Annotated in this window: 16 protein-coding genes; 13 read left to right on the forward strand and 3 right to left on the reverse strand. The window is 68.1% G+C overall.

Translation table 11 applies throughout. From position 1 onward, the window contains the following. The first annotated feature begins 129 nt into the window (after nucleotides 1–129). The 12 genes from thrS to ITJ57_RS10825 all read left to right on the forward strand — a co-directional run bounded on the left by thrS (nucleotide 130) and on the right by ITJ57_RS10825 (nucleotide 13,141). Nucleotides 130–2,097 carry a threonine--tRNA ligase gene (gene thrS / locus ITJ57_RS10770; protein WP_194669994.1) on the forward strand — a complete coding sequence of 656 codons (1,968 nt, stop codon included), beginning with the start codon at nucleotides 130–132 and terminating at the stop codon, nucleotides 2,095–2,097. Further along, the gene (locus ITJ57_RS10775) at nucleotides 2,094–2,654 is read left to right on the forward strand and encodes an HIT domain-containing protein (RefSeq protein WP_194669995.1); all 561 of its coding nucleotides are present in this window, start codon (nucleotides 2,094–2,096) and stop codon (nucleotides 2,652–2,654) included. The genes thrS and ITJ57_RS10775 overlap by 4 nt, the downstream gene beginning before the upstream one ends. 91 nt (nucleotides 2,655–2,745) lie before the next feature. After that, the gene (gene pdxS, locus ITJ57_RS10780) at nucleotides 2,746–3,651 is read left to right on the forward strand and encodes a pyridoxal 5'-phosphate synthase lyase subunit PdxS (protein WP_194669996.1); all 906 of its coding nucleotides are present in this window, start codon (nucleotides 2,746–2,748) and stop codon (nucleotides 3,649–3,651) included. Nucleotides 3,652–3,693: 42 nt separating this feature from the next. Next, nucleotides 3,694–4,290 carry a pyridoxal 5'-phosphate synthase glutaminase subunit PdxT gene (gene pdxT / locus ITJ57_RS10785; RefSeq protein WP_194669997.1) on the forward strand — a complete coding sequence of 199 codons (597 nt, stop codon included), beginning with the start codon at nucleotides 3,694–3,696 and terminating at the stop codon, nucleotides 4,288–4,290. Nucleotides 4,291–4,387: 97 nt separating this feature from the next. After that, nucleotides 4,388–5,149: a YebC/PmpR family DNA-binding transcriptional regulator gene (locus ITJ57_RS10790; protein WP_056005840.1), complete on the forward strand. Its 762-nt coding sequence runs from the start codon at nucleotides 4,388–4,390 to the stop codon at nucleotides 5,147–5,149. A 96-nt stretch (nucleotides 5,150–5,245) separates the two neighbouring features. Further along, entirely contained in the window at nucleotides 5,246–5,878 is a 633-nt protein-coding gene (gene ruvC / locus ITJ57_RS10795; protein WP_194669998.1) for a crossover junction endodeoxyribonuclease RuvC, read from the forward strand. Further along, complete coding sequence (gene ruvA / locus ITJ57_RS10800) at nucleotides 5,875–6,501, forward strand: Holliday junction branch migration protein RuvA (protein ID WP_194669999.1); 627 nt, start codon at nucleotides 5,875–5,877, stop codon at nucleotides 6,499–6,501. The genes ruvC and ruvA overlap by 4 nt, the downstream gene beginning before the upstream one ends. Continuing rightward, entirely contained in the window at nucleotides 6,498–7,529 is a 1,032-nt protein-coding gene (gene ruvB, locus ITJ57_RS10805; RefSeq protein WP_194670000.1) for a Holliday junction branch migration DNA helicase RuvB, read from the forward strand. The genes ruvA and ruvB overlap by 4 nt, the downstream gene beginning before the upstream one ends. A gap of 72 nt (nucleotides 7,530–7,601) precedes the next feature. Next, nucleotides 7,602–7,982, forward strand: a complete 381-nt coding sequence (yajC, locus tag ITJ57_RS10810; protein ID WP_228507122.1) for a preprotein translocase subunit YajC — start codon at nucleotides 7,602–7,604, stop codon at nucleotides 7,980–7,982. 64 nt (nucleotides 7,983–8,046) lie between these two features. Next, on the forward strand, nucleotides 8,047–9,798 hold the full coding sequence (secD, locus tag ITJ57_RS10815) for a protein translocase subunit SecD (protein WP_194670002.1): 1,752 nt from the start codon (nucleotides 8,047–8,049) through the stop codon (nucleotides 9,796–9,798). Next, nucleotides 9,798–10,838: a protein translocase subunit SecF gene (gene secF / locus ITJ57_RS10820; RefSeq protein WP_194670003.1), complete on the forward strand. Its 1,041-nt coding sequence runs from the start codon at nucleotides 9,798–9,800 to the stop codon at nucleotides 10,836–10,838. The genes secD and secF overlap by 1 nt, the downstream gene beginning before the upstream one ends. Nucleotides 10,839–10,885: 47 nt before the next feature. Next, complete coding sequence (locus tag ITJ57_RS10825; RefSeq protein ID WP_194670004.1) at nucleotides 10,886–13,141, forward strand: bifunctional (p)ppGpp synthetase/guanosine-3',5'-bis(diphosphate) 3'-pyrophosphohydrolase; 2,256 nt, start codon at nucleotides 10,886–10,888, stop codon at nucleotides 13,139–13,141. On the opposite strand, the gene ITJ57_RS10830 is transcribed toward ITJ57_RS10825, so the two are convergent. The 3 genes from ITJ57_RS10830 to ITJ57_RS10840 form a co-directional block, all read right to left on the reverse strand. Beyond that, nucleotides 13,128–13,805 (reverse strand): hypothetical protein, encoded by a 678-nt coding sequence (locus tag ITJ57_RS10830; protein WP_194670005.1) that lies wholly within the window; start codon nucleotides 13,803–13,805, stop codon nucleotides 13,128–13,130. The genes ITJ57_RS10825 and ITJ57_RS10830 overlap by 14 nt on opposite strands. Before the next feature lie 94 nt (nucleotides 13,806–13,899). Further along, a complete protein-coding gene (locus ITJ57_RS10835) occupies nucleotides 13,900–15,129 on the reverse strand; it encodes a DUF349 domain-containing protein (RefSeq protein WP_370582331.1) in 1,230 nt (409 codons plus the stop codon). Nucleotides 15,130–15,262: 133 nt separating this feature from the next. Further along, nucleotides 15,263–16,069, reverse strand: coding sequence for a peptidylprolyl isomerase (locus ITJ57_RS10840; protein ID WP_285043260.1), 807 nt, complete (start codon nucleotides 16,067–16,069; stop codon nucleotides 15,263–15,265). 162 nt (nucleotides 16,070–16,231) lie between these two features. Here ITJ57_RS10840 and ITJ57_RS10845 point away from each other — a divergent pair, with 162 nt between their 5' ends. Continuing rightward, entirely contained in the window at nucleotides 16,232–17,671 is a 1,440-nt protein-coding gene (locus tag ITJ57_RS10845) for a replication-associated recombination protein A (RefSeq protein ID WP_194670007.1), read from the forward strand. Nucleotides 17,672–17,803: the final 132 nt, after the last annotated feature.

Below are 17,803 nucleotides of genomic sequence, written 5' to 3' on the forward strand. Positions count from 1 at the left end.
CCCCCGTCACGTCGTAGGCCTTCACTCTAGCGATGCGGCCGAGTGCGGACCATGGCCGCAGCGTCTCGCCGCCGCGGACGACGATAGGCTTGCACGGCCAAGGTTTCACCTGAGAAAGAGAGATCATCCGTGAGTGACGGGTTCGCACTGTTCACCGACCGATCCGTGGTCGCCATGCGCGTCAACGGCGAACTGAAGGACCTCGCGGCCACCGTGACGGAGACGGACACCGTCGAACCGGTCCACCTCGACTCGCCGGACGGTCTCAGCATCCTGCGCCACTCGGCCGCCCACGTGCTCGCACAGGCCGTGCAGCAGATCGACCCGCATGCCAACCTCGGCATCGGACCGCCCGTCACCGACGGCTTCTACTACGACTTCGACGTCGCCGCGCCCTTCACGCCTGAGGCGCTCAAGGTGCTGCAGAAGACGATGGAGCGCATCATCCGTCAGGGCCAGCGGTTCGTGCGCCGCGTCGTGACCGAGGACGAGGCCCGCGCGGAACTCGCGGGGGAGCCCTACAAGCTCGAGCTGATCGGGCTCAAGGGCGGTTCGGCGGCCGACGATGAGAACGTCGAGGTCGGCGGCGCCGAGCTCACCATCTACGACAACGTCGACCCGAAGACGGGGGAGACGGTCTGGAAGGACCTCTGCCGCGGACCGCACCTCCCGAACACCCGCATGATCGGCAACGGCTGGGCTCTGACCCGCCTCGCCGCCGCGTACTGGCGGGGGAGTGAGAAGAACCCGCAGCTGCAGCGCATCTACGGCACGGCCTGGGCGACGAAGGACGAGCTCCGCGCCTACCAGACCCGGATCGAGGAGGCGGCCAAGCGCGACCACCGCAAGCTCGGTGCCGAACTCGACCTCTTCAGCTTCCCGGAGGAGATCGGCTCCGGTCTCGCGGTGTTCCATCCCAAGGGCGGCATCATCCGCAACGAGATCGAGAACTACATGCGGGAGCGCCTGCTCGCATCCGGCTACGAGCTGGTCAACACCCCGCACATCACCAAGGGGCACCTCTTCGAGGTCAGCCAGCACCTCGCCTGGTACAAGGACGGCATGTTCCCGGCGATGCACCTCGACCAGGAGGTCGACGCCGACGGCCACGTCACGCGTCAGGGGCAGGACTACTACCTGAAGCCCATGAACTGCCCGATGCACAACCTGATCTACCGGGCGCGGGGCCGCAGCTATCGCGAGCTCCCGCTCCGGCTCGCCGAGTTCGGCACGGTCTACCGGTACGAGAAGAGCGGGACGCTCTCCGGCCTGACCCGCGTCCGTGGGCTCACCCAGGACGACGCCCACATCTACGTGACCGACGACCAGGTCAAGGAGGAGGTCGGGCGTCAGCTGCAGTTCGTCCTGGAGACCCTCCGTGGGTACGGCCTCGACGACTTCTACCTCGAACTCTCGACGAAGGACCCCGACAAGTACGTCGGCACCGACGAGGTCTGGGACGAAGCGACGGAGACCCTGCGGGAGGTCGCGATCGAATCCGGCCTCGAGCTCGTCCTCGATCCGGCGGGCGCGGCGTTCTACGGTCCGAAGATCTCCGTGCAGGCCCGGGACGCGATCGGACGCACGTGGCAGCTGTCCACCGTGCAGCTCGACTTCAACCTGCCCGAGCTCTTCGAGCTCGAGTACACGGCGGCGGACGGCACCCGGAAGCGCCCGGCGATGATCCACCGGGCACTGCTCGGCTCGATCGAGCGCTTCTTCGCGATCCTCCTCGAGCACTACGCCGGAGCGTTCCCCGTGTGGCTCGCCCCCGTCCAGGTCGTCGGCATCCCGGTGTCCGAGCAGTACGAGGAGTTCCTCGGTGGGGTCGTCGCCGAGTTGCGCTCGTCCGGCGTCCGCGCCGAGCTCGACGCCTCCGACGACCGCATGCAGAAGAAGATCCGCAACCACACCAAGGCCAAGACCCCGGTGCAGCTGATCGTGGGCGAGGAGGACCAGGCCAACGGTGCGGTGAGCTTCCGCTTCCGCGACGGCACCCAGGAGAACGGCGTCCCGGTCGCGGACGCCGTGCGACGCATCCGTGCCGCCATCGCGGCGAAGCTGCAGGTGAACACCGCATCGGACCTGCCCGCATGACCTCGGGCACGGATCCGGAGTCGTTCGAGTCGATCGACACCTCCCACCTGGTGGGCGTCCCGGACGCGTTCCAGCGCCTGTGGACGCCCCACCGGATGGTGTACATCAAACAGGGTCAACCGTCCGACGACGGCTGCCCGTTCTGCATCGCACCGACCCTCGACGACGAGTCCGCGCTCATCGTGCACCGCGGAGAACACGCCTTCGTGCTCCTCAACCTGTTCCCGTACAACTCCGGGCACCTGCTCGTCTGCCCATACCGCCACGTCGCGATGTACGACGACGCGACGCCTGCCGAGGTCGCGGAGATCGGGAGTCTGACGCAGACGGCGATGCGGGTCCTCCGATCGGTGTCGAACAACGACGGCTTCAACCTGGGGATGAACCAGGGTGCGGTCGCCGGTGCCGGGATCGCTGCGCACCTCCACCAGCACATCGTCCCGCGCTGGGCGACGGACGCGAACTTCTTCCCGATCATCGCCCAGACCAAGGCGCTCCCGCAGCTCCTCGGCGACGTGCGCCGATCCATCGCGGAGGCCTGGCCGACCGCCGACTGATCCGATCCGGGCCGAGACCGCTCGAGCCCAAGTCCAATTTCCGGCCGTTGGACGGAGCATCACCAGGCCACTCGGGGATACGCTCGCCACCATGACCGACAGCAGCACGACCACTGGACAGCACGGCTCGAACCGCGTGAAGCGAGGCCTCGCCGAGATGCTCAAGGGCGGCGTCATCATGGACGTCGTCACCGCCGAGCAGGCCCGCATCGCCGAGGACGCCGGGGCCGTCGCCGTGATGGCCCTCGAGCGCGTTCCCGCCGACATCCGGTCGCAGGGTGGCGTCGCCCGGATGAGCGACCCCGACCTCATCGAGTCCATCATCGCCGAGGTGTCGATCCCGGTCATGGCGAAGGCCCGTATCGGCCACTTCGTCGAGGCGCAGGTGCTGCAGGCGCTCGACGTCGACTACATCGACGAGTCCGAGGTGCTGAGCCCGGCCGACTACGCCAACCACATCGACAAGTGGAACTTCGACGTCCCGTTCGTCTGCGGCGCGACCAACCTGGGCGAGGCGCTGCGACGGATCACCGAGGGCGCCGCGATGATCCGTTCGAAGGGAGAGGCCGGCACCGGCGACGTCTCCGAGGCGACGAAGCACATCCGGAAGATCCGCTCGGAGATCGCGAGCCTGTCGTCGATGTCGAAGGACGAGCTCTACGTCGCCGCCAAGGAGCTGCAGGCGCCCTACGACCTCGTCGTCGAGATCGCTGAGACCGGCAAGCTGCCCGTGGTGCTGTTCACCGCCGGCGGCGTCGCGACCCCTGCCGACGCCGCGATGATGATGCAGCTCGGAGCAGACGGGGTCTTCGTCGGCTCGGGCATCTTCAAGTCGGGCAACCCCGCGCAGCGTGCGGCGGCGGTCGTCAAGGCGACGACGTTCTTCGACGATCCAGCCGTCATCGCCGAGGTCTCGCGCGGACTCGGCGAGGCGATGGTCGGCATCAACGTCGCCGACCTCGCGGCCCCGCACCGGCTCTCCGAGCGTGGCTGGTAGCGGCCTCCCGGCGCTGCGCGACGCCTCGGCCCAGGTCGGGCGATGACGACGCGACCGCGGGTCGGGGTCCTCGCGCTCCAAGGGGACTTCCGCGAGCACGCGGCGGTGCTCGAACACCTCGGAGCGGACGTCAGGCTGGTCAGGCGTCCGTCCGAGTTGTCGGAGGTCGACGGACTCGTCCTCCCCGGTGGCGAGTCGAGTGTCATCGAGAAACTCGCGCGCGCCTTCGACCTCGTCGACCCGTTGCGCCAGGCGATCGCCGAGGGACTCCCGGTGTACGGCACCTGCGCCGGCCTGATCCTGCTGGCGGATCGCATCCTCGACGGCATCGCCGGACAGCACGGTCTCGGCGGACTCGACGTGTCCGTCCGCCGCAACGCCTTCGGTTCGCAGCTCGACTCCTTCGAGACCGAGCTGCGCATCCCGGTCCTCGGCGAACCCCCGGTGCACGCGGTCTTCATCCGCGCGCCGGTCGTGGAGGCGGCCGGTCCCGACGTGACGCCACTCGCCTCGTTGCCGGACGGCCGGATGGTCGCCGTCCAGCAGGGGCGACTGCTCGGCACCTCGTTCCACCCGGAGGTGACCGGGGACACCCGCTTCCACGCCTACTTCCTCGACACGGTCCGTTCGGCCGTCTGAATCTCGGGCGCGGCACCGCCGCGACGCGCACCGTGATCGCGAGTTCCGGGACGCTGGCCTAGACTGGTCAGGTTCTTTTCACGCAGTTAGGGAGCACATGTCCGGACACTCCAAGTGGGCCACGACCAAGCACAAGAAGGCGGTCATCGACGGCCGTCGCGCGAAGTCCTTCGCCAAGCTCATCAAGAACATCGAGGTCGCCGCCAAGATGGGCGGTGCAGACCTCGCGGGCAACCCGACGCTGCAAGACGCCATCCAGAAGGCGAAGAAGACCTCGGTCCCGAACGACAACATCGACCGCGCCGTCAAGCGTGGCGCAGGCCTCACCGGTGAGGTCATCGACTACACCACGATCATGTACGAGGGGTACGGCCCGAACGGCGTCGCGCTCCTCGTCGAGTGCCTCACCGACAACAAGAACCGAGCCGCTGCCGACGTCCGGACGCTGATGTCCCGCAACGGCGGCACCATGGCCGACCCGGGCTCCGTGGCCTACAACTTCCAGCGCAAGGGACTCATCGTGGTCCAGGCCGAGGGCACCACCGAGGACGACGTCCTCGCCGCGGTGCTCGACGCCGGCGCCGAGGAGGTCAACGCCGAGGCCGAGACCTTCGAGGTCGTCACCGAGCCGAGCGACATGGTCGCGACCCGCACCGCGTTGCAGGAGGCGGGCATCGACTACGACTCGGCCGATGTCGCCTTCGTCCCGAGCCTCAAGGTCGAGATCGACGCCGACACCGCCCGGAAGGTCTTCAAGCTGATCGATGCACTCGAGGACAACGACGACGTCCAGAACATCTACAGCAACTTCGACCTGACCCCCGAGGTGCAGGCCGAGTTGGAGTCCGACGACGAGTAGTCGCCCGTCTTGCTTCAGCGAGCAGCGTTCGAACGGATGTACGACACTCCGTCTCGGGGAGCCGTCAGTCTGCCGGGGCTCGCTTAGGGTCGGACCATGACTCTGCGCGTCCTCGGCATCGATCCCGGCCTGACCCGATGCGGGGTGGGCGTCGTGGACGTCATGCCGGGACGCAAGGCCACCATGGTGGAGTACGGCGTCATCCGCACCGACGCCCACGCGCCTCTTGAACAACGACTGTTGATGATCGCTCAGGGCATCACCGAGGCGATCGAACGCACGTCGCCGACCGCCATGGCCGTCGAGCGGGTGTTCGCGCAGCACAACGTCCGGACCGTGATGGGCACGGCCCAGGCGAGTGGCCTCGCCTTGCATGCCGCAGCCGCGAACGGGATCCCCGTCGGCCTGCACACGCCGAGCGAGGTCAAGGCCGCCGTGACCGGGTATGGGCGCGCCGACAAGCTCCAGGTGCAGACGATGGTCGCCCGAATCCTCGGTCTCGAGGAGCTGCCCAAACCGGCCGACGCCGCCGATGCCCTGGCACTCGCCATCTGTCACGCCTGGAGACCGGTCGTATCGACCGCAGCGGCGCCGGCCGGCTCACAGCCACGGGGGAGCGCCACCCTCACCCCGGCGCAGCTCGCCTGGGCTGCTGCGGAGCGCGGCGGGGGTCCTCGCGAGGCGGCGGTCCGAGCCCGCTCCGCCCAGAGCCCTAGGCTGGGAGCATGATCTCCTCCCTCCGTGGCACCGTCCTGAGCGCGGTCGGCAACCTCGTGGTGGTCGAGGTCGGCGGGGTCGGGTTCGCCGTCCAAGTGACCCCGGCGCATGCGCTGTCGCTGCGCGTCGGCTCCGAGGCCCTCCTTTCCACCACGCTCATCGTCCGCGAGGACTCGCTGTCCCTGTTCGGTTTCCGGTCAGCCGAGGAGTTGTCGGTCTTCGAACTCCTCGTCAGCGTCACCGGCGTCGGCCCGAAGTCGGCGCTCGGCGTGCTCGAGGCGCTGACCCCGGAGCAGGTCGCGACCGCCATCGCCGCCGACGACGACGCGCCCTTCCGGAAGGTCTCCGGGATCGGACCGAAGACCGCCAAGCTCATCACGCTCTCGCTCGCAGGCAAGCTGCGCGTCACGCGCGCAGCCCCGGAGGCCCCGGCCACCACGGTCAACGCGGCCGCGGTAGCCGATCAGGTCGTGACGGCCCTCATCGGCCTGGGGTGGCCTGAGAAGACCGCGACACAGGCAGTCGTCGAGGCATCGGCCGAGGCGAGCGCAGCCGACCTCTCCGCGGTGCCGTCGCTCATCCGTCTCGCCCTCGGGAGACTCGGACCGCCGCATGCCGGAGGCCGCACCTCGTGACGGACACCCCGGAACACCTCACCAACCCGGCATCCGAGTCCGACGCCGAACTGGCGTTCGAAGGAGCGCTGCGTCCGCGATCACTGTCCGAGTTCGTCGGGCAGTCCAAGGCGCGCGGGCAACTGCAGCTGCTGATCACCGCAGCCGGGATGCAGAACCGCACGCCGGACCACATCCTCCTCGCGGGTCCGCCCGGACTCGGCAAGACGACCCTCGCCATGATCGTCGCGCACGAGACGGGTAAACCGCTTCGGCTGACGAGCGGCCCGGCGATCCAGCACGCCGGCGACCTCGCCGCCGTCCTGTCCTCCCTGACTCCGGGCGAGGTCCTGTTCATCGACGAGATCCACCGCATGGCACGGCCGGCGGAGGAGATGCTCTACCTCGCGATGGAGGACTTCCGCATCGACATCATGGTCGGCAAGGGCGCCGGCGCGACGAGCATCCCGCTGGAGCTCGCCCCGTTCACGCTCGTCGGTGCGACGACCAGGTCCGGGCTCCTGCCCAACCCGCTGCGTGACCGCTTCGGCTTCACCGCGCACCTCGAGTTCTACGACGAGCCCGAGCTCCAGCAGGTGCTCCATCGGACAGCCGACATGCTCGGGCTCGACATCGACGCCCGCGCGGTCGCGGAGATCGCCGGACGGTGTCGGGGAACCCCTCGGATCGCGAACCGGCTGTTGCGTCGTGTCCGCGACTATGCGCTGGTGCACGGTGGCCGTGCCGATCTCGACACCGTCCGGGCTGCCCTCGAGCTCTACGACGTCGACGCCCTCGGCCTCGACCGTCTCGACCGCTCGGTCATGGAGGGCATGTTGGACCGCTTCGCCGGAGGACCGGTCGGCCTCAGCACCCTGGCCGTCTCCGTGGGGGAGGAACCCGAGACGATCGAGTCGGTCGTGGAGCCGTTCCTCGTCCGGATCGGCCTCATCACGCGCACGCCGCGGGGCCGTGTGGCGACGCCGTCCGCCTGGCGCCACTTCGGGAGAACACGTTCCCAGCCCGGCGCCACCCTCGATGGCCTATAATTTCCCTTTGGCGGTGCGTTCCCAACGTCTCCCGCCCTCAATCTCCTCTGGAAGGTTCCCATCGTGGATGCAATGACCCTCGTCCTGTTCGGCCTCGCCGGCGTCATGATCGTGTTCATGATGGTGAGCAACAACAAGCGGAAGAAGCAGGCCGCGGAGACGGAGCAGAAGCTCCTCCCGGGTGCAGAGGTGCTCACCGGCTTCGGCGTGTACGGCACGCTCATCTCCATGGACCGCGACGCCCGCAAGGCCGACGTCGAGATCGCTCCCGGGGTCATCGTCACGATCGACCCCCGCTACGCCGGTGCCGTCGTGCCCCCGGCCGTCTCCGAGACCACCGATGACGCTCCCGTCGTCGAGTCGATCCCGGACGACGCCGCAGGCGTCGAGACCAAGGCCGAGTACGGTCAGCGCGTCGAGGACTCCTCGAAGCCGCAGAAGAGCGACGACTAGTCCCAATCCCTTCCCGAGCAGGCGCCGTCGTGCGTCTGCTCGCAGAGAAAGCTGAGTTCCGAGTTTGGCAAAGTCGACTCCGGTCAAGAAAGCGTGGCGTTCGCTCACGTGGCTTGGCGTAATCCTCATCGGTTTGTTCGCGATCAACGCGGCCGGAGTACTCTGGGGGAACAGTTCCTGGGCGCCCAAGCTGGCCCTCGACCTCGAGGGTGGCACGCAGATCATCCTGGCGCCGAAGCTCGAGTCCGGCCAGACGGTCTCGAACGAGCAGCTCAACCAGGCGGTCGCGATCATCCGGCAGCGCGTGGACGCGTCCGGTGTCTCCGAAGCCGAGATCACCACGCAGGGCCAGAACGTCGTCGTCGCCATCCCCGGCACGCCCGACGAGGCGACGCTGCAGCGCATCCAGTCCTCGGCGAAGCTCGAGTTCCGGCCGGTCCTGACGTCGCAGCAGCTGACACCCGGCCAGCCGTCGAACACCTTCATCGGCGAGGACGGCGCATCGACGCCGTACCCCACACCCGACCCCGGTCTGCAGAGCACCCCGACGGCCGCCCCCACCGACGCGAGCGACCTCTCCCAGGTCACGCCGGCACTGTACGCGCAGTTCCAGTCGTACGACTGCGCCGCCGAGGCCGACTCGCTGGACGCCACCGCAGCACCGGCTGCGGAACCGCTCGTCACCTGCGACGTCGACGGCACCTTCAAGTACGTCCTCGGTCCCGTCGAGGTGTCCGGTCAGGACCTCTCGGACGCGAGCGCCGGCATCAAGACCACGCAGAACGGCGCCAGCACCGGCGAGTGGGCCGTCTACCCGGTCTTCAACGAGCAGGGCACGAAGCTCTTCGCCGACGTCACCGGCCGACTCACCGCGCTGCAGAGCCCGCAGAACCAGTTCGCGATCGTCCTCGACGGCAACGTCATCTCCGCACCGCAGTCCCTCGCCGTCATCTCCGACGGCAAGCCTGAGATCAGCGGCTCGTTCACCGAGGAGTCCGCGAAGACCCTCGCCGATCAGCTCAAGTTCGGTGCGTTGCCCATCAGCTTCGTGGTCCAGAGCCAGGACACCATCTCGGCGACCCTCGGGTCCACGCAGCTCGAGAGCGGCTTGATCGCCGGGCTCATCGGACTCATCCTCGTCGTGATCTACACCCTGTTCCAATACCGGTTGTTGGGTACCGTGACCATCGCCTCGCTCGTCGCGGCTGCGGTCCTGACGTACATCGTGATCCTGCTCATGTCCTGGCGACAGGGCTTCCGGCTCTCGCTCGCCGGTATAGCGGGGTTGATCGTGGCCATCGGATTCACGGCCGACTCGTTCATCGTGTACTTCGAACGCATCAAGGACGAACTCCGCGACGGCCGCGGGCTGGAGTCCGCGGTCGAGGCCGGCTGGAAGCGCGCGAAGCGCACCATCTACGCTGCGAAGGGCGTCAACCTGCTGTCGGCGGTCGTGCTCTACGTCCTCGCCATCGGCAACGTCCGCGGGTTCGCGTTGACCCTCGGCGTGACGACCATCATCGACGTCATCGTCGTCCTGCTCTTCACCCACCCGATGATGCAGCTCCTCGGGCAGACGAAGCTGTTCAACAGCGGCAAGCCGTTCACGGGTCTCGACCCGTCCGCGCTCGGGGCGATCTATCGCGGTCGCGCCGAGTTCCGGAAGCCCGCTGGCGTCCCCGGAGCCAAGTCGGCGTCCAGCAGCCGGGAAGCGGCGAAGCGGCAGACGATCGCCGAGCGGAAGCAGGCCGCGCTCGTCGGCGGCGGCTCCGAGACCAGATCAGACGATCTGCCGACCGATGGGAAGGACTCCTGATGGGTGCGTTCGCACGGTTCGGAAACGAGCTCTACACGGGCAAGCGCTCCTACGACTTCGTCGGTAAGCGCAAGATCTGGTACACGATCGCCATCATCGCGGTCGTCGCCTCCATCCTGATCCCCGTCGTCAAGGGCGGCTTCAACTTCGGCATCGAGTTCCGCGGTGGTTCGCAGTTCCAGATCGCCGACGTCAAGAGCACCGATCAGACCCTCGCGGAAGACGCGGTCTCCTCCGTCGTCGCCGGCGCGACGACCCACGTGACCGTCGTGGGTGGAGACGCCGTCCGCGTCCAGACCGATCAGCTCGAGAACGACAAGGTGACCCAGCAGGTCGCCGCGGCACTGGCCGACGCCTACGGGGTCGAGCAGTCCGACATCACCAGCTCGTTCATCGGTCCGTCCTGGGGTCAGGACGTCTCCAAGCAGGCGATCGTCGGACTGATCGTCTTCTTGGTGCTCGCGGCGATCCTCATGGCGCTGTACTTCCGCACCTGGAAGATGTCGGCGGCTGCCCTGCTGTCCCTCATGCACGACCTCGTGATCACCGCGGGTGTGTATGCCGCGACCGGGTGGGAGATCACCCCGGCGGCGATGATCGGGTTCCTCACCATCCTCGGCTTCTCGCTCTACGACACCGTGGTGGTGTTCGACAAGATCCGCGAGAACACGACGCTCGACGCCGATGGCGCTGCGCGCACGTTCGGGGAGTCGGTGAACCTCGCGGTGAACCAGACCCTCGTCCGCTCGATCAACACGGGTGTCGTGGCTGCCCTCCCGGTCGCCGCGATCCTCTTCTTCGGCGCCTTCGTACTCGGAGCCGACACCCTGCGCGACATCTCCCTCGCCCTGCTCGTCGGTATCCTGGTGGGGACGTACTCGACGATCTTCGTCGCCGCGCCGCTCTACGCGAACTTCCGGCACAACGAGCCTCGCATCGCCAAGCACGACAAGCGCGTGCTGCAGGCGCGCGAGCGGGCCCAGGGATCGGATGCCGCCGACGGCGAACGCACGGAAGCTGACGCGCCGCTGGCGCGTTGACCTGACAGCGACGAACAACCGCGTGCACGGACGCAGGGAGGCCTGAGATGGCGGACACCACGACATCCTCGACGGCCTCCCTGCGCCGTCTCGTCCCTCGGATCTTCTCGAAGGCGCAGCCTGCGGGAGCCGTCGACACGCTGATGCGGACGGTACGTCAGCACCACCCCAAGGCGGACCTCGCGCTCATCGAGCGCGCGTACACGGTGGCCGAGCGGGCCCACTCGGGCCAGAAGCGCCAGAGTGGCGAGCCCTACATCACCCACCCGGTCGCCGTCTCCCAGATCCTGGCCGATCTCGGTATCGGCCCGAAGACCATCGTCGCGGCACTCCTGCACGACACGGTCGAAGACACCGAGTACTCGCTCGACCAATTGCACGCGGACTTCGGCGACGAAGTCGCGATGCTCGTCGACGGGGTGACGAAGCTCGACAAGGTCAAGTACGGCGACAGCGCGCAGGCCGAGACGGTCCGCAAGATGATCGTCGCGATGTCGAAGGACATCCGGGTCCTGATCATCAAACTCGCGGACCGTCTGCACAATGCGCGCACCTGGGGCTTCGTCCCCGCGGAGAAGGCCGCGAAGAAGGCCACCGAGACGCTCGAGATCTATGCGCCGCTCGCCCACCGGCTCGGTATCCAGGCGATCAAGTGGGAGCTCGAGGACCTCTCGTTCGCCGTGCTGTACCCCAAGCTGTATGCCGAGATCGAGTCCCTTGTGAAGCAGCGGACGCCGCAGCGCGAGGAGTACGTGCAGCACGTCATCGATGCGGTGAACGAAGACCTCAAGGCACAGAAGATCCGCGGCAAGGTGGCCGGTCGACCCAAGCAGTACTACTCGATCTACCAGAAGATGGTGGTCCGGGGCCGCGAGTTCGACGACATCTACGACCTCGTCGGCATCCGGGTGCTCGTCAATTCGCTGCGCGACTGTTACGCGGTCCTCGGCTCGATCCACGCGCGCTGGACGCCCGTCCCCGGTCGATTCAAGGACTACATCGCGACGCCGAAGTTCAACCTGTACCAGTCGCTGCACACCACCGTCGTCGGCCCCGGTGGCAAGCCGGTGGAGATCCAGATCCGGACGAACGAGATGCACCAGCGAGCCGAGTTCGGTGTCGCGGCGCACTGGAAGTACAAGGAGCGGATGAACAGCGGGAAGACCGCCACCTCCACTGAACCCGACAACTCCATGGCCTGGCTCGCACACATATCGGACTGGCAGGCCGAGACCGCCGACCCGGGGGAGTTCCTCGACTCGCTCCGCTTCGAGATCGGCGCGAAAGAGGTCTACGTCTTCACCCCGAAGGGCCGCGTCGTCGGGCTGCCCGCCGGCGCCACCCCGGTCGACTTCGCGTACGCGGTCCACACGGAGGTCGGCCACCGCACGATGGGAGCCCGGGTCAACGGTCGTCTCGTGCCGCTCGAGAGTTCGTTGAACACCGGTGACGTCGTCGAGGTGTTCACCTCGAAGAACCCCGATTCTGGTCCGAGCCAGGACTGGTTGAACTTCGTCAAGAGTCCCAGGGCCCGCAACAAGATCCGTCAGTGGTTCACCAAGGAACGTCGGGACGAGGCGATCGAGCAGGGTCGCGACGCCATCGCACGCGCCATGCGGAAGCAGAACCTGCCCCTGCAGAAGCTGATGAACCAGGACTCCTTCGCCGAGGTCGCGGCGCAGTTGCGCTACGAGGACGTCACCGCTCTCTATGCCGCCGTCGGCGAGGGCCACGTGTCGACGCAGTCAGTGCTCGAGAAGGTCGTCGCGCTGCTGCAGAAGGATGCGGACAGCGAGCACGCGGAGTACACCGTTCCGGTCCGTGGGAGCCGACGCGAGCGGCTGCAGAACAGCGACTCCGGCGTCCTGGTGCTGGGTGCCCCCGACATCCTCGTCAAGCTCGCCAAGTGCTGCACCCCGGTGCCGGGGGACGAGATCGTCGGGTTCGTCACCCGGGGGTCCGGCGTCTCCGTCCATCGGGGCGACTGCCACAACGTGCAGAGCCTGCTGCAGGAGCCCGAGCGGATGATCGACGTCGAGTGGGCGCCGTCGTCGAAGAGCGTGTTCCTCGTGCAGATCCAGGTCGAGGCCTTGGACCGCGCCGGCCTCCTTTCGGATGTCACTCGGGTGCTGTCCGAGTACCACGTCAACATCCTCTCCGCGACGGTCAACACCTCGAGCGACCGTCTGGCGATCAGTCGTTTCGTGTTCGAGATGGGCGACACCACCCACCTCGACCGCGTCCTCAACGCCGTCCGGCGCATCGACACGGTCTACGACGTCTACCGCGTCAACGGCGGCTGAGCGGGAGCGACCACGAGGCGAGTTCCCCGGCGCTCGGTTCGAGACCGGAGAGCATCACCTCGGTCGCGCCCGACACGACGCGGAGGATCCGCGAGCCCCCGAGGACCCGCGGTGCCGAGCGGACCCAGGCGACGACCTCCTCAGGGCTGGTCAGACCGAGCAGGAAGTAGTTGCGGATCGTGGCCAACGCCGGTTCGGCGTCCGCGCCGGTCCGCCGAGCCAGGTCGGCCACGGTGCGGGTGGGCGTCGTGACCCGCAGCGGGCCGCACGGCTCGCTGTCATCCGGTCGCAAGGACACCTGGCGGAGCTGTACCCGGGCCACCCGTCGACTCCGGCGGTCCGGCGTCACGAACCCCGTGTGGACGCGAGGTGCGACCAGGGCCGCGCCATGGAGCCAGGCAGCACTCGTCTCGGCGATGGTCGCACCGTCCAGACCCGACAACCGTGTCAGGACAGCGGCACGCAGCCGGACCGTGTCCGGTTCGTCGACACTGCAGTAGCCGTCTTCGAAGGCGAAGACCTCGCCGTCCAAGCGTGCGGCGGCGAACTCGGCGACCGAGAGCTCTGGGGGCTGCAGGTAGACCGCCAGGCGACCGGAGTGCGCCCCCGTAGTCGAGCTGGTGGGGGTTCGGCCAGGGGAGCGAGTCGGAAGTGCCGTGGACATACGACGATCCTCCTGCAGGAGTGCTCCTGCAGGAGGATCGTGGGATGCATCTGTGGAGAACGCGACCGGCGGACGGCGCGTGGAGCGTGTTCGCTCAGCGGATCGCGCCGAGCCACGCCTTCCGTGCGTCGAGGGCTTCGATGGCCGCCGTGAGCCGGTCGGCGTCGCCGGAGGCGCGAGCAGCCTCCACCTCGTCCTCGAGCTTGGCGATGGCGTCGGCGAGCTGGCTCGCGAGCCCCTCGGTGCGCGCCTTCGTCTCCGGGTTGTTCCGCTTCCAGTGCTCGTCCTCGAGCTGCTTCACGTGTGACTCGACCTTGCGGAGTCGGTCTTCGACGACCCGCACCTGCTCGCGAGGGACCTTGCCGATCTCGTCCCAACGACGCTGGATGTCAGTGAGCGCCTTGCGGGCCGAATCGCGGTTCGTGTTCGACAGGATCGGTTCGGCCTCGGCGAGCAGCGCGAGCTTCAGATCCAGGTTGCCCTGGAACTCCTCGTTGTCGCGTGCGTCGATCTCGGCCTTGGCACCGTAGATCGCGTCGCCGGCGGCCTTGAACTTGGCCCAGAGCGCGTCGTCCTGACGCTTCCCGGCACGGGGGGACTGCTTCCACTCGTCGAGCAGGCTGCGGTAGGCCGGGATGCCGTCAGCACCCTTCGCGATGAGTTCCTCGGCGCGCTCGACCAGCTTCTGCTTGATCGCGCGGGCCTCCTTGTGCACCGAGTCGAGCTCGGTGTAGAAGGCGCGCCGGTGCTGCTCGATCGCCGCGCGGGCGGTCCTGAACCGCTTCCACAGGTCGTTCGCGTCGTTCTTCGGGAGCCGTGGTCCGTCGTGCTGCTGGCGCTGCCACTCGGCGAACAGCTCGTCGAGTCGGCTGGAGGTCTGCTTCCACTGCACCCGCGCGGGATCCTGCTGCGCGAGCTGTTCGGCCTCCTCGACGATGGTGAGGCGAGCTCGGACCGCCTCGTCGAGGGCCGCCTTGCTCTCCTGGCTCTGCGCCTCCGTCAACTCGGTCACCGTGCCGTCGAGGGCGGCGAGGCGGGTCAGGAGGGCCTGCAGGTTGCCGACCGCGTTCGCCGATTCGACCTGCTTGGTGATCGACTTGACCGCCTTGGCGACGTCGGCTGCCGGGGCACCGCGCTTGGCGCGCTGTTCGAGCAGCGTCACCTGCCCGGCGAGATCGGTGAACTTCCGTTCGAAGTAGGCGAGCGCCTCCTCCTTGGAGCCGTCAGGATACTGGCCGACCACTCGCTCGCCGTCCGCCTCACGGACGTAGACGGTACCGTCGTCGTCGACACGGCCCCACGGTTCGATCTCTGGACTGGTCACGCGCATCACCCTTGCTGTGTGTTGACCGCCGTTGATGGCGATCGTGATCGATCCACAAGCCTATTACCCCGAGCAGGGCTCGGCGAGACCGCTTGCGCCGGTCGGTTCCGTCTGGTGCAGGTTACTGCACCGGCTACTGCACCGTCACCGAGGTGATCGTTGCCGGCACCGCCGGCTTCCCGTCGCCGCTGCCGTCCGCGACGCCGCCGGACACGACGCCGGAGACGAGCTGGTCCAGACCGCTCGTGATCTGCCCGAGGACGGTGTACCCGCCTGCGGCGTCGGACGGGATGGTCGAGTCCTGGTAGACGAGGAAGAACTGCGAGCCGTTGCTGTACCCGTTCCCGCCCTGACGGGCCATCGCGATGGTGCCGGCCGGGTAGACGTCGTCCGTCGGGGCGTTCTCGACCGGGCCGTAGCTGTACCCGGGTCCACCGGTGCCGGTGCCGTCCGGGTCGCCGCACTGGAGGACGAAGATCCCGCTCGTCGTGAGGCGGTGGCAGGTCACCCCGTCGTAGAAGCCGGACTGCGCGAGGGAGATGAAGGACGACACGCCCTGCGGTGCGCAGGCTCCGTCGAGGGTCAAATTCATGACGACGTCGTTGATCGTCATCTCGCCGGTCCAGTCGCGATCCTCGGCGACCGTGGTCGCGGGCACCGTTCCCGTGTTCGCTCCGTCGGTCGCGCCGGTCACGCCGCACGCTCCCGCCTCGGCGGACGCGGTCGGCGTCGCCACCGGGGCACCTGGGCCGCCGGCGAAGAAGAAGACCTGTGCGGCTGTCGCCCCGGCCAGGACGAGGACGAGCGCCGCAGCCGCGATGACGTTGTCCCGCACACGCCGCTTCGAGCGGTGCTCGTGCACGGTGCGACGGGCGTTGTAGGCACGCAGCCGTGCGCGTGCTGCGCGTGCCTCTTTGTCCGGACCCTTGCTCGTTGCCACGTCGTTCCCTCCAGGTGCCGCCGCGGTGAGCGGCGGCATCGCGCTGTCGTCTGAGCATCCCGCCTGTGGGGGGCTGCCCAGGAGAACCTTACGGGGACCGCTCCGCGCGGACCAAACGACGCTTCGTGGAACCGTGTCCGAGGCTGCGGCTAGCCTGGAGGAATGTTCAGTCGAGGACCCGGCATCGCCGGCGCACCGGTCCCACTCGCCGTGCGCATGCGCCCTCGTAGCCTCGAGGAGGTCGCCGGTCAACAGCACCTGCTGCGCCCGGGTTCACCGCTCGTCCGTCTGGCCAGCGACCGCGAGGGGACGCAGGCGGCCGTTTCGGTCATCCTCTGGGGCCCGCCGGGCACCGGCAAGACGACACTGGCCCAGGCGATCGCCCACAGCTCCGGCCGACGCTTCGTCGAGCTCTCGGCGGTGACCGCCGGTGTGAAGGATGTCCGTCAGGTCATGGAAGAGGCGATGTCGAGCCGTGACCTCTACGGCAGTTCGACCGTCCTCTTCCTCGACGAGATCCACCGCTTCACGAAAGCGCAACAGGACGCCCTGCTGCCGGGAGTGGAGAACGGCTGGGTCATCCTCGTGGCCGCCACGACCGAGAACCCGTCGTTCTCCGTCATCTCCCCGTTGCTGTCCCGTTCGCTCCTGCTCACGCTCGAGCAGCTCAGCGACGACGACCTGGGCATCCTCATCGACCGCGCCGTCACGGATCCACGTGGCCTCGCCGGTCGTTTCACGGTCACCCCCGAAGCGCGGGCTGCGATCATCCAGCTCTCCTCCGGCGACGCCCGCCGAGCCCTCACCGCGTTGGAGGCGGCGGCGATCGCGGCCGACTCCGACCTCGGGGCCGCGATCGACCCGGACGAGCTCGACCTCGACGACGTCGGTCTTCTGGACGTCGGCGACGACGACGAGGACGAGGACGAGGAGGCGTCGGACGCAGATGATGCCGCACCGCGCGGTCCCGTCATCACCGACGAGCTCGTGTCCCAGGCGGTCGACCGCGCCCTGCTGCGATACGACCGGAACGGCGACGAGCACTACGACGTCATCAGCGCGTTCATCAAGAGCATCAGGGGTTCGGACGTCGACGCCGCGCTGCATTACCTGGCTCGCATGATCGAGGCCGGGGAAGACCCTCGCTTCATCGCTCGCCGGATCATCATCTCGGCGGCCGAGGACATCGGCATCGCCGACCCGCAGGCGCTGCCGATCGCGGTCGCGGCGGCCGACGCCGTCCAGTTCATCGGCATGCCGGAAGGCAGGATCCCGCTCGCCGAAGCCGTGGTGTACCTGGCCACGGCGGCGAAGTCGAACGCGGCGTATGTCGCGATCGACCGGGCCATCGCCGACGTCCGCGCCGGAGCGTTCGGTCGCGTGCCCAAGCCCATGCGTGACGCCCACTACGCGGGCGCCAAGCGTCTCGGACACGGCAAGGGCTACCGCTACCCGCACGACCACCCGATCGGCGTCGTCGCCCAGCAGTACCTCCCCGACGAGCTCACCGAGGTGCGCTACTACGAGCCCACCGACCACGGTCACGAGCGCGACATCTCGGCGCGATTGGACAAGCTCCGCAAGATCGTCAGAGGCGAGTGAGCCAGCCGCGTCGCCGTCCGTGTTCAGAGGGCACCTCGTGCTAGTATTGATCCGCCTAGAACCGGTGTGACTGCGCGGCTGCTCGATCACCGTGTTCGACGGGCGCGTTCTGTAGCCGAACAGCCCCGGCGG

This window comes from Plantibacter sp. VKM Ac-2880 (assembly GCF_015351235.1).
GTDB lineage: Bacteria > Actinomycetota > Actinomycetes > Actinomycetales > Microbacteriaceae > Plantibacter.

Bases quoted from the DNA above. Each gene is read 5' to 3' on its own strand.
- ITJ57_RS10775 (WP_194669995.1), top strand. From the start codon at position 2,094: ATGACCTCGGGCACGGATCCGGAGTCGTTCGAGTCGATCGACACCTCC.
- pdxS (WP_194669996.1), top strand. From the start codon at position 2,746: ATGACCGACAGCAGCACGACCACTGGACAGCACGGCTCGAACCGCGTG.
- pdxT (WP_194669997.1), top strand. From the start codon at position 3,694: ATGACGACGCGACCGCGGGTCGGGGTCCTCGCGCTCCAAGGGGACTTC.
- ITJ57_RS10790 (WP_056005840.1), top strand. From the start codon at position 4,388: ATGTCCGGACACTCCAAGTGGGCCACGACCAAGCACAAGAAGGCGGTC.
- ruvC (WP_194669998.1), top strand. From the start codon at position 5,246: ATGACTCTGCGCGTCCTCGGCATCGATCCCGGCCTGACCCGATGCGGG.
- ruvA (WP_194669999.1), top strand. From the start codon at position 5,875: ATGATCTCCTCCCTCCGTGGCACCGTCCTGAGCGCGGTCGGCAACCTC.
- yajC (WP_228507122.1), top strand. From the start codon at position 7,602: ATGACCCTCGTCCTGTTCGGCCTCGCCGGCGTCATGATCGTGTTCATG.
- secF (WP_194670003.1), top strand. From the start codon at position 9,798: ATGGGTGCGTTCGCACGGTTCGGAAACGAGCTCTACACGGGCAAGCGC.
- ITJ57_RS10825 (WP_194670004.1), top strand. From the start codon at position 10,886: ATGGCGGACACCACGACATCCTCGACGGCCTCCCTGCGCCGTCTCGTC.
- ITJ57_RS10830 (WP_194670005.1), bottom strand. From the start codon at position 13,805: ATGTCCACGGCACTTCCGACTCGCTCCCCTGGCCGAACCCCCACCAGC.
- ITJ57_RS10845 (WP_194670007.1), top strand. From the start codon at position 16,232: ATGTTCAGTCGAGGACCCGGCATCGCCGGCGCACCGGTCCCACTCGCC.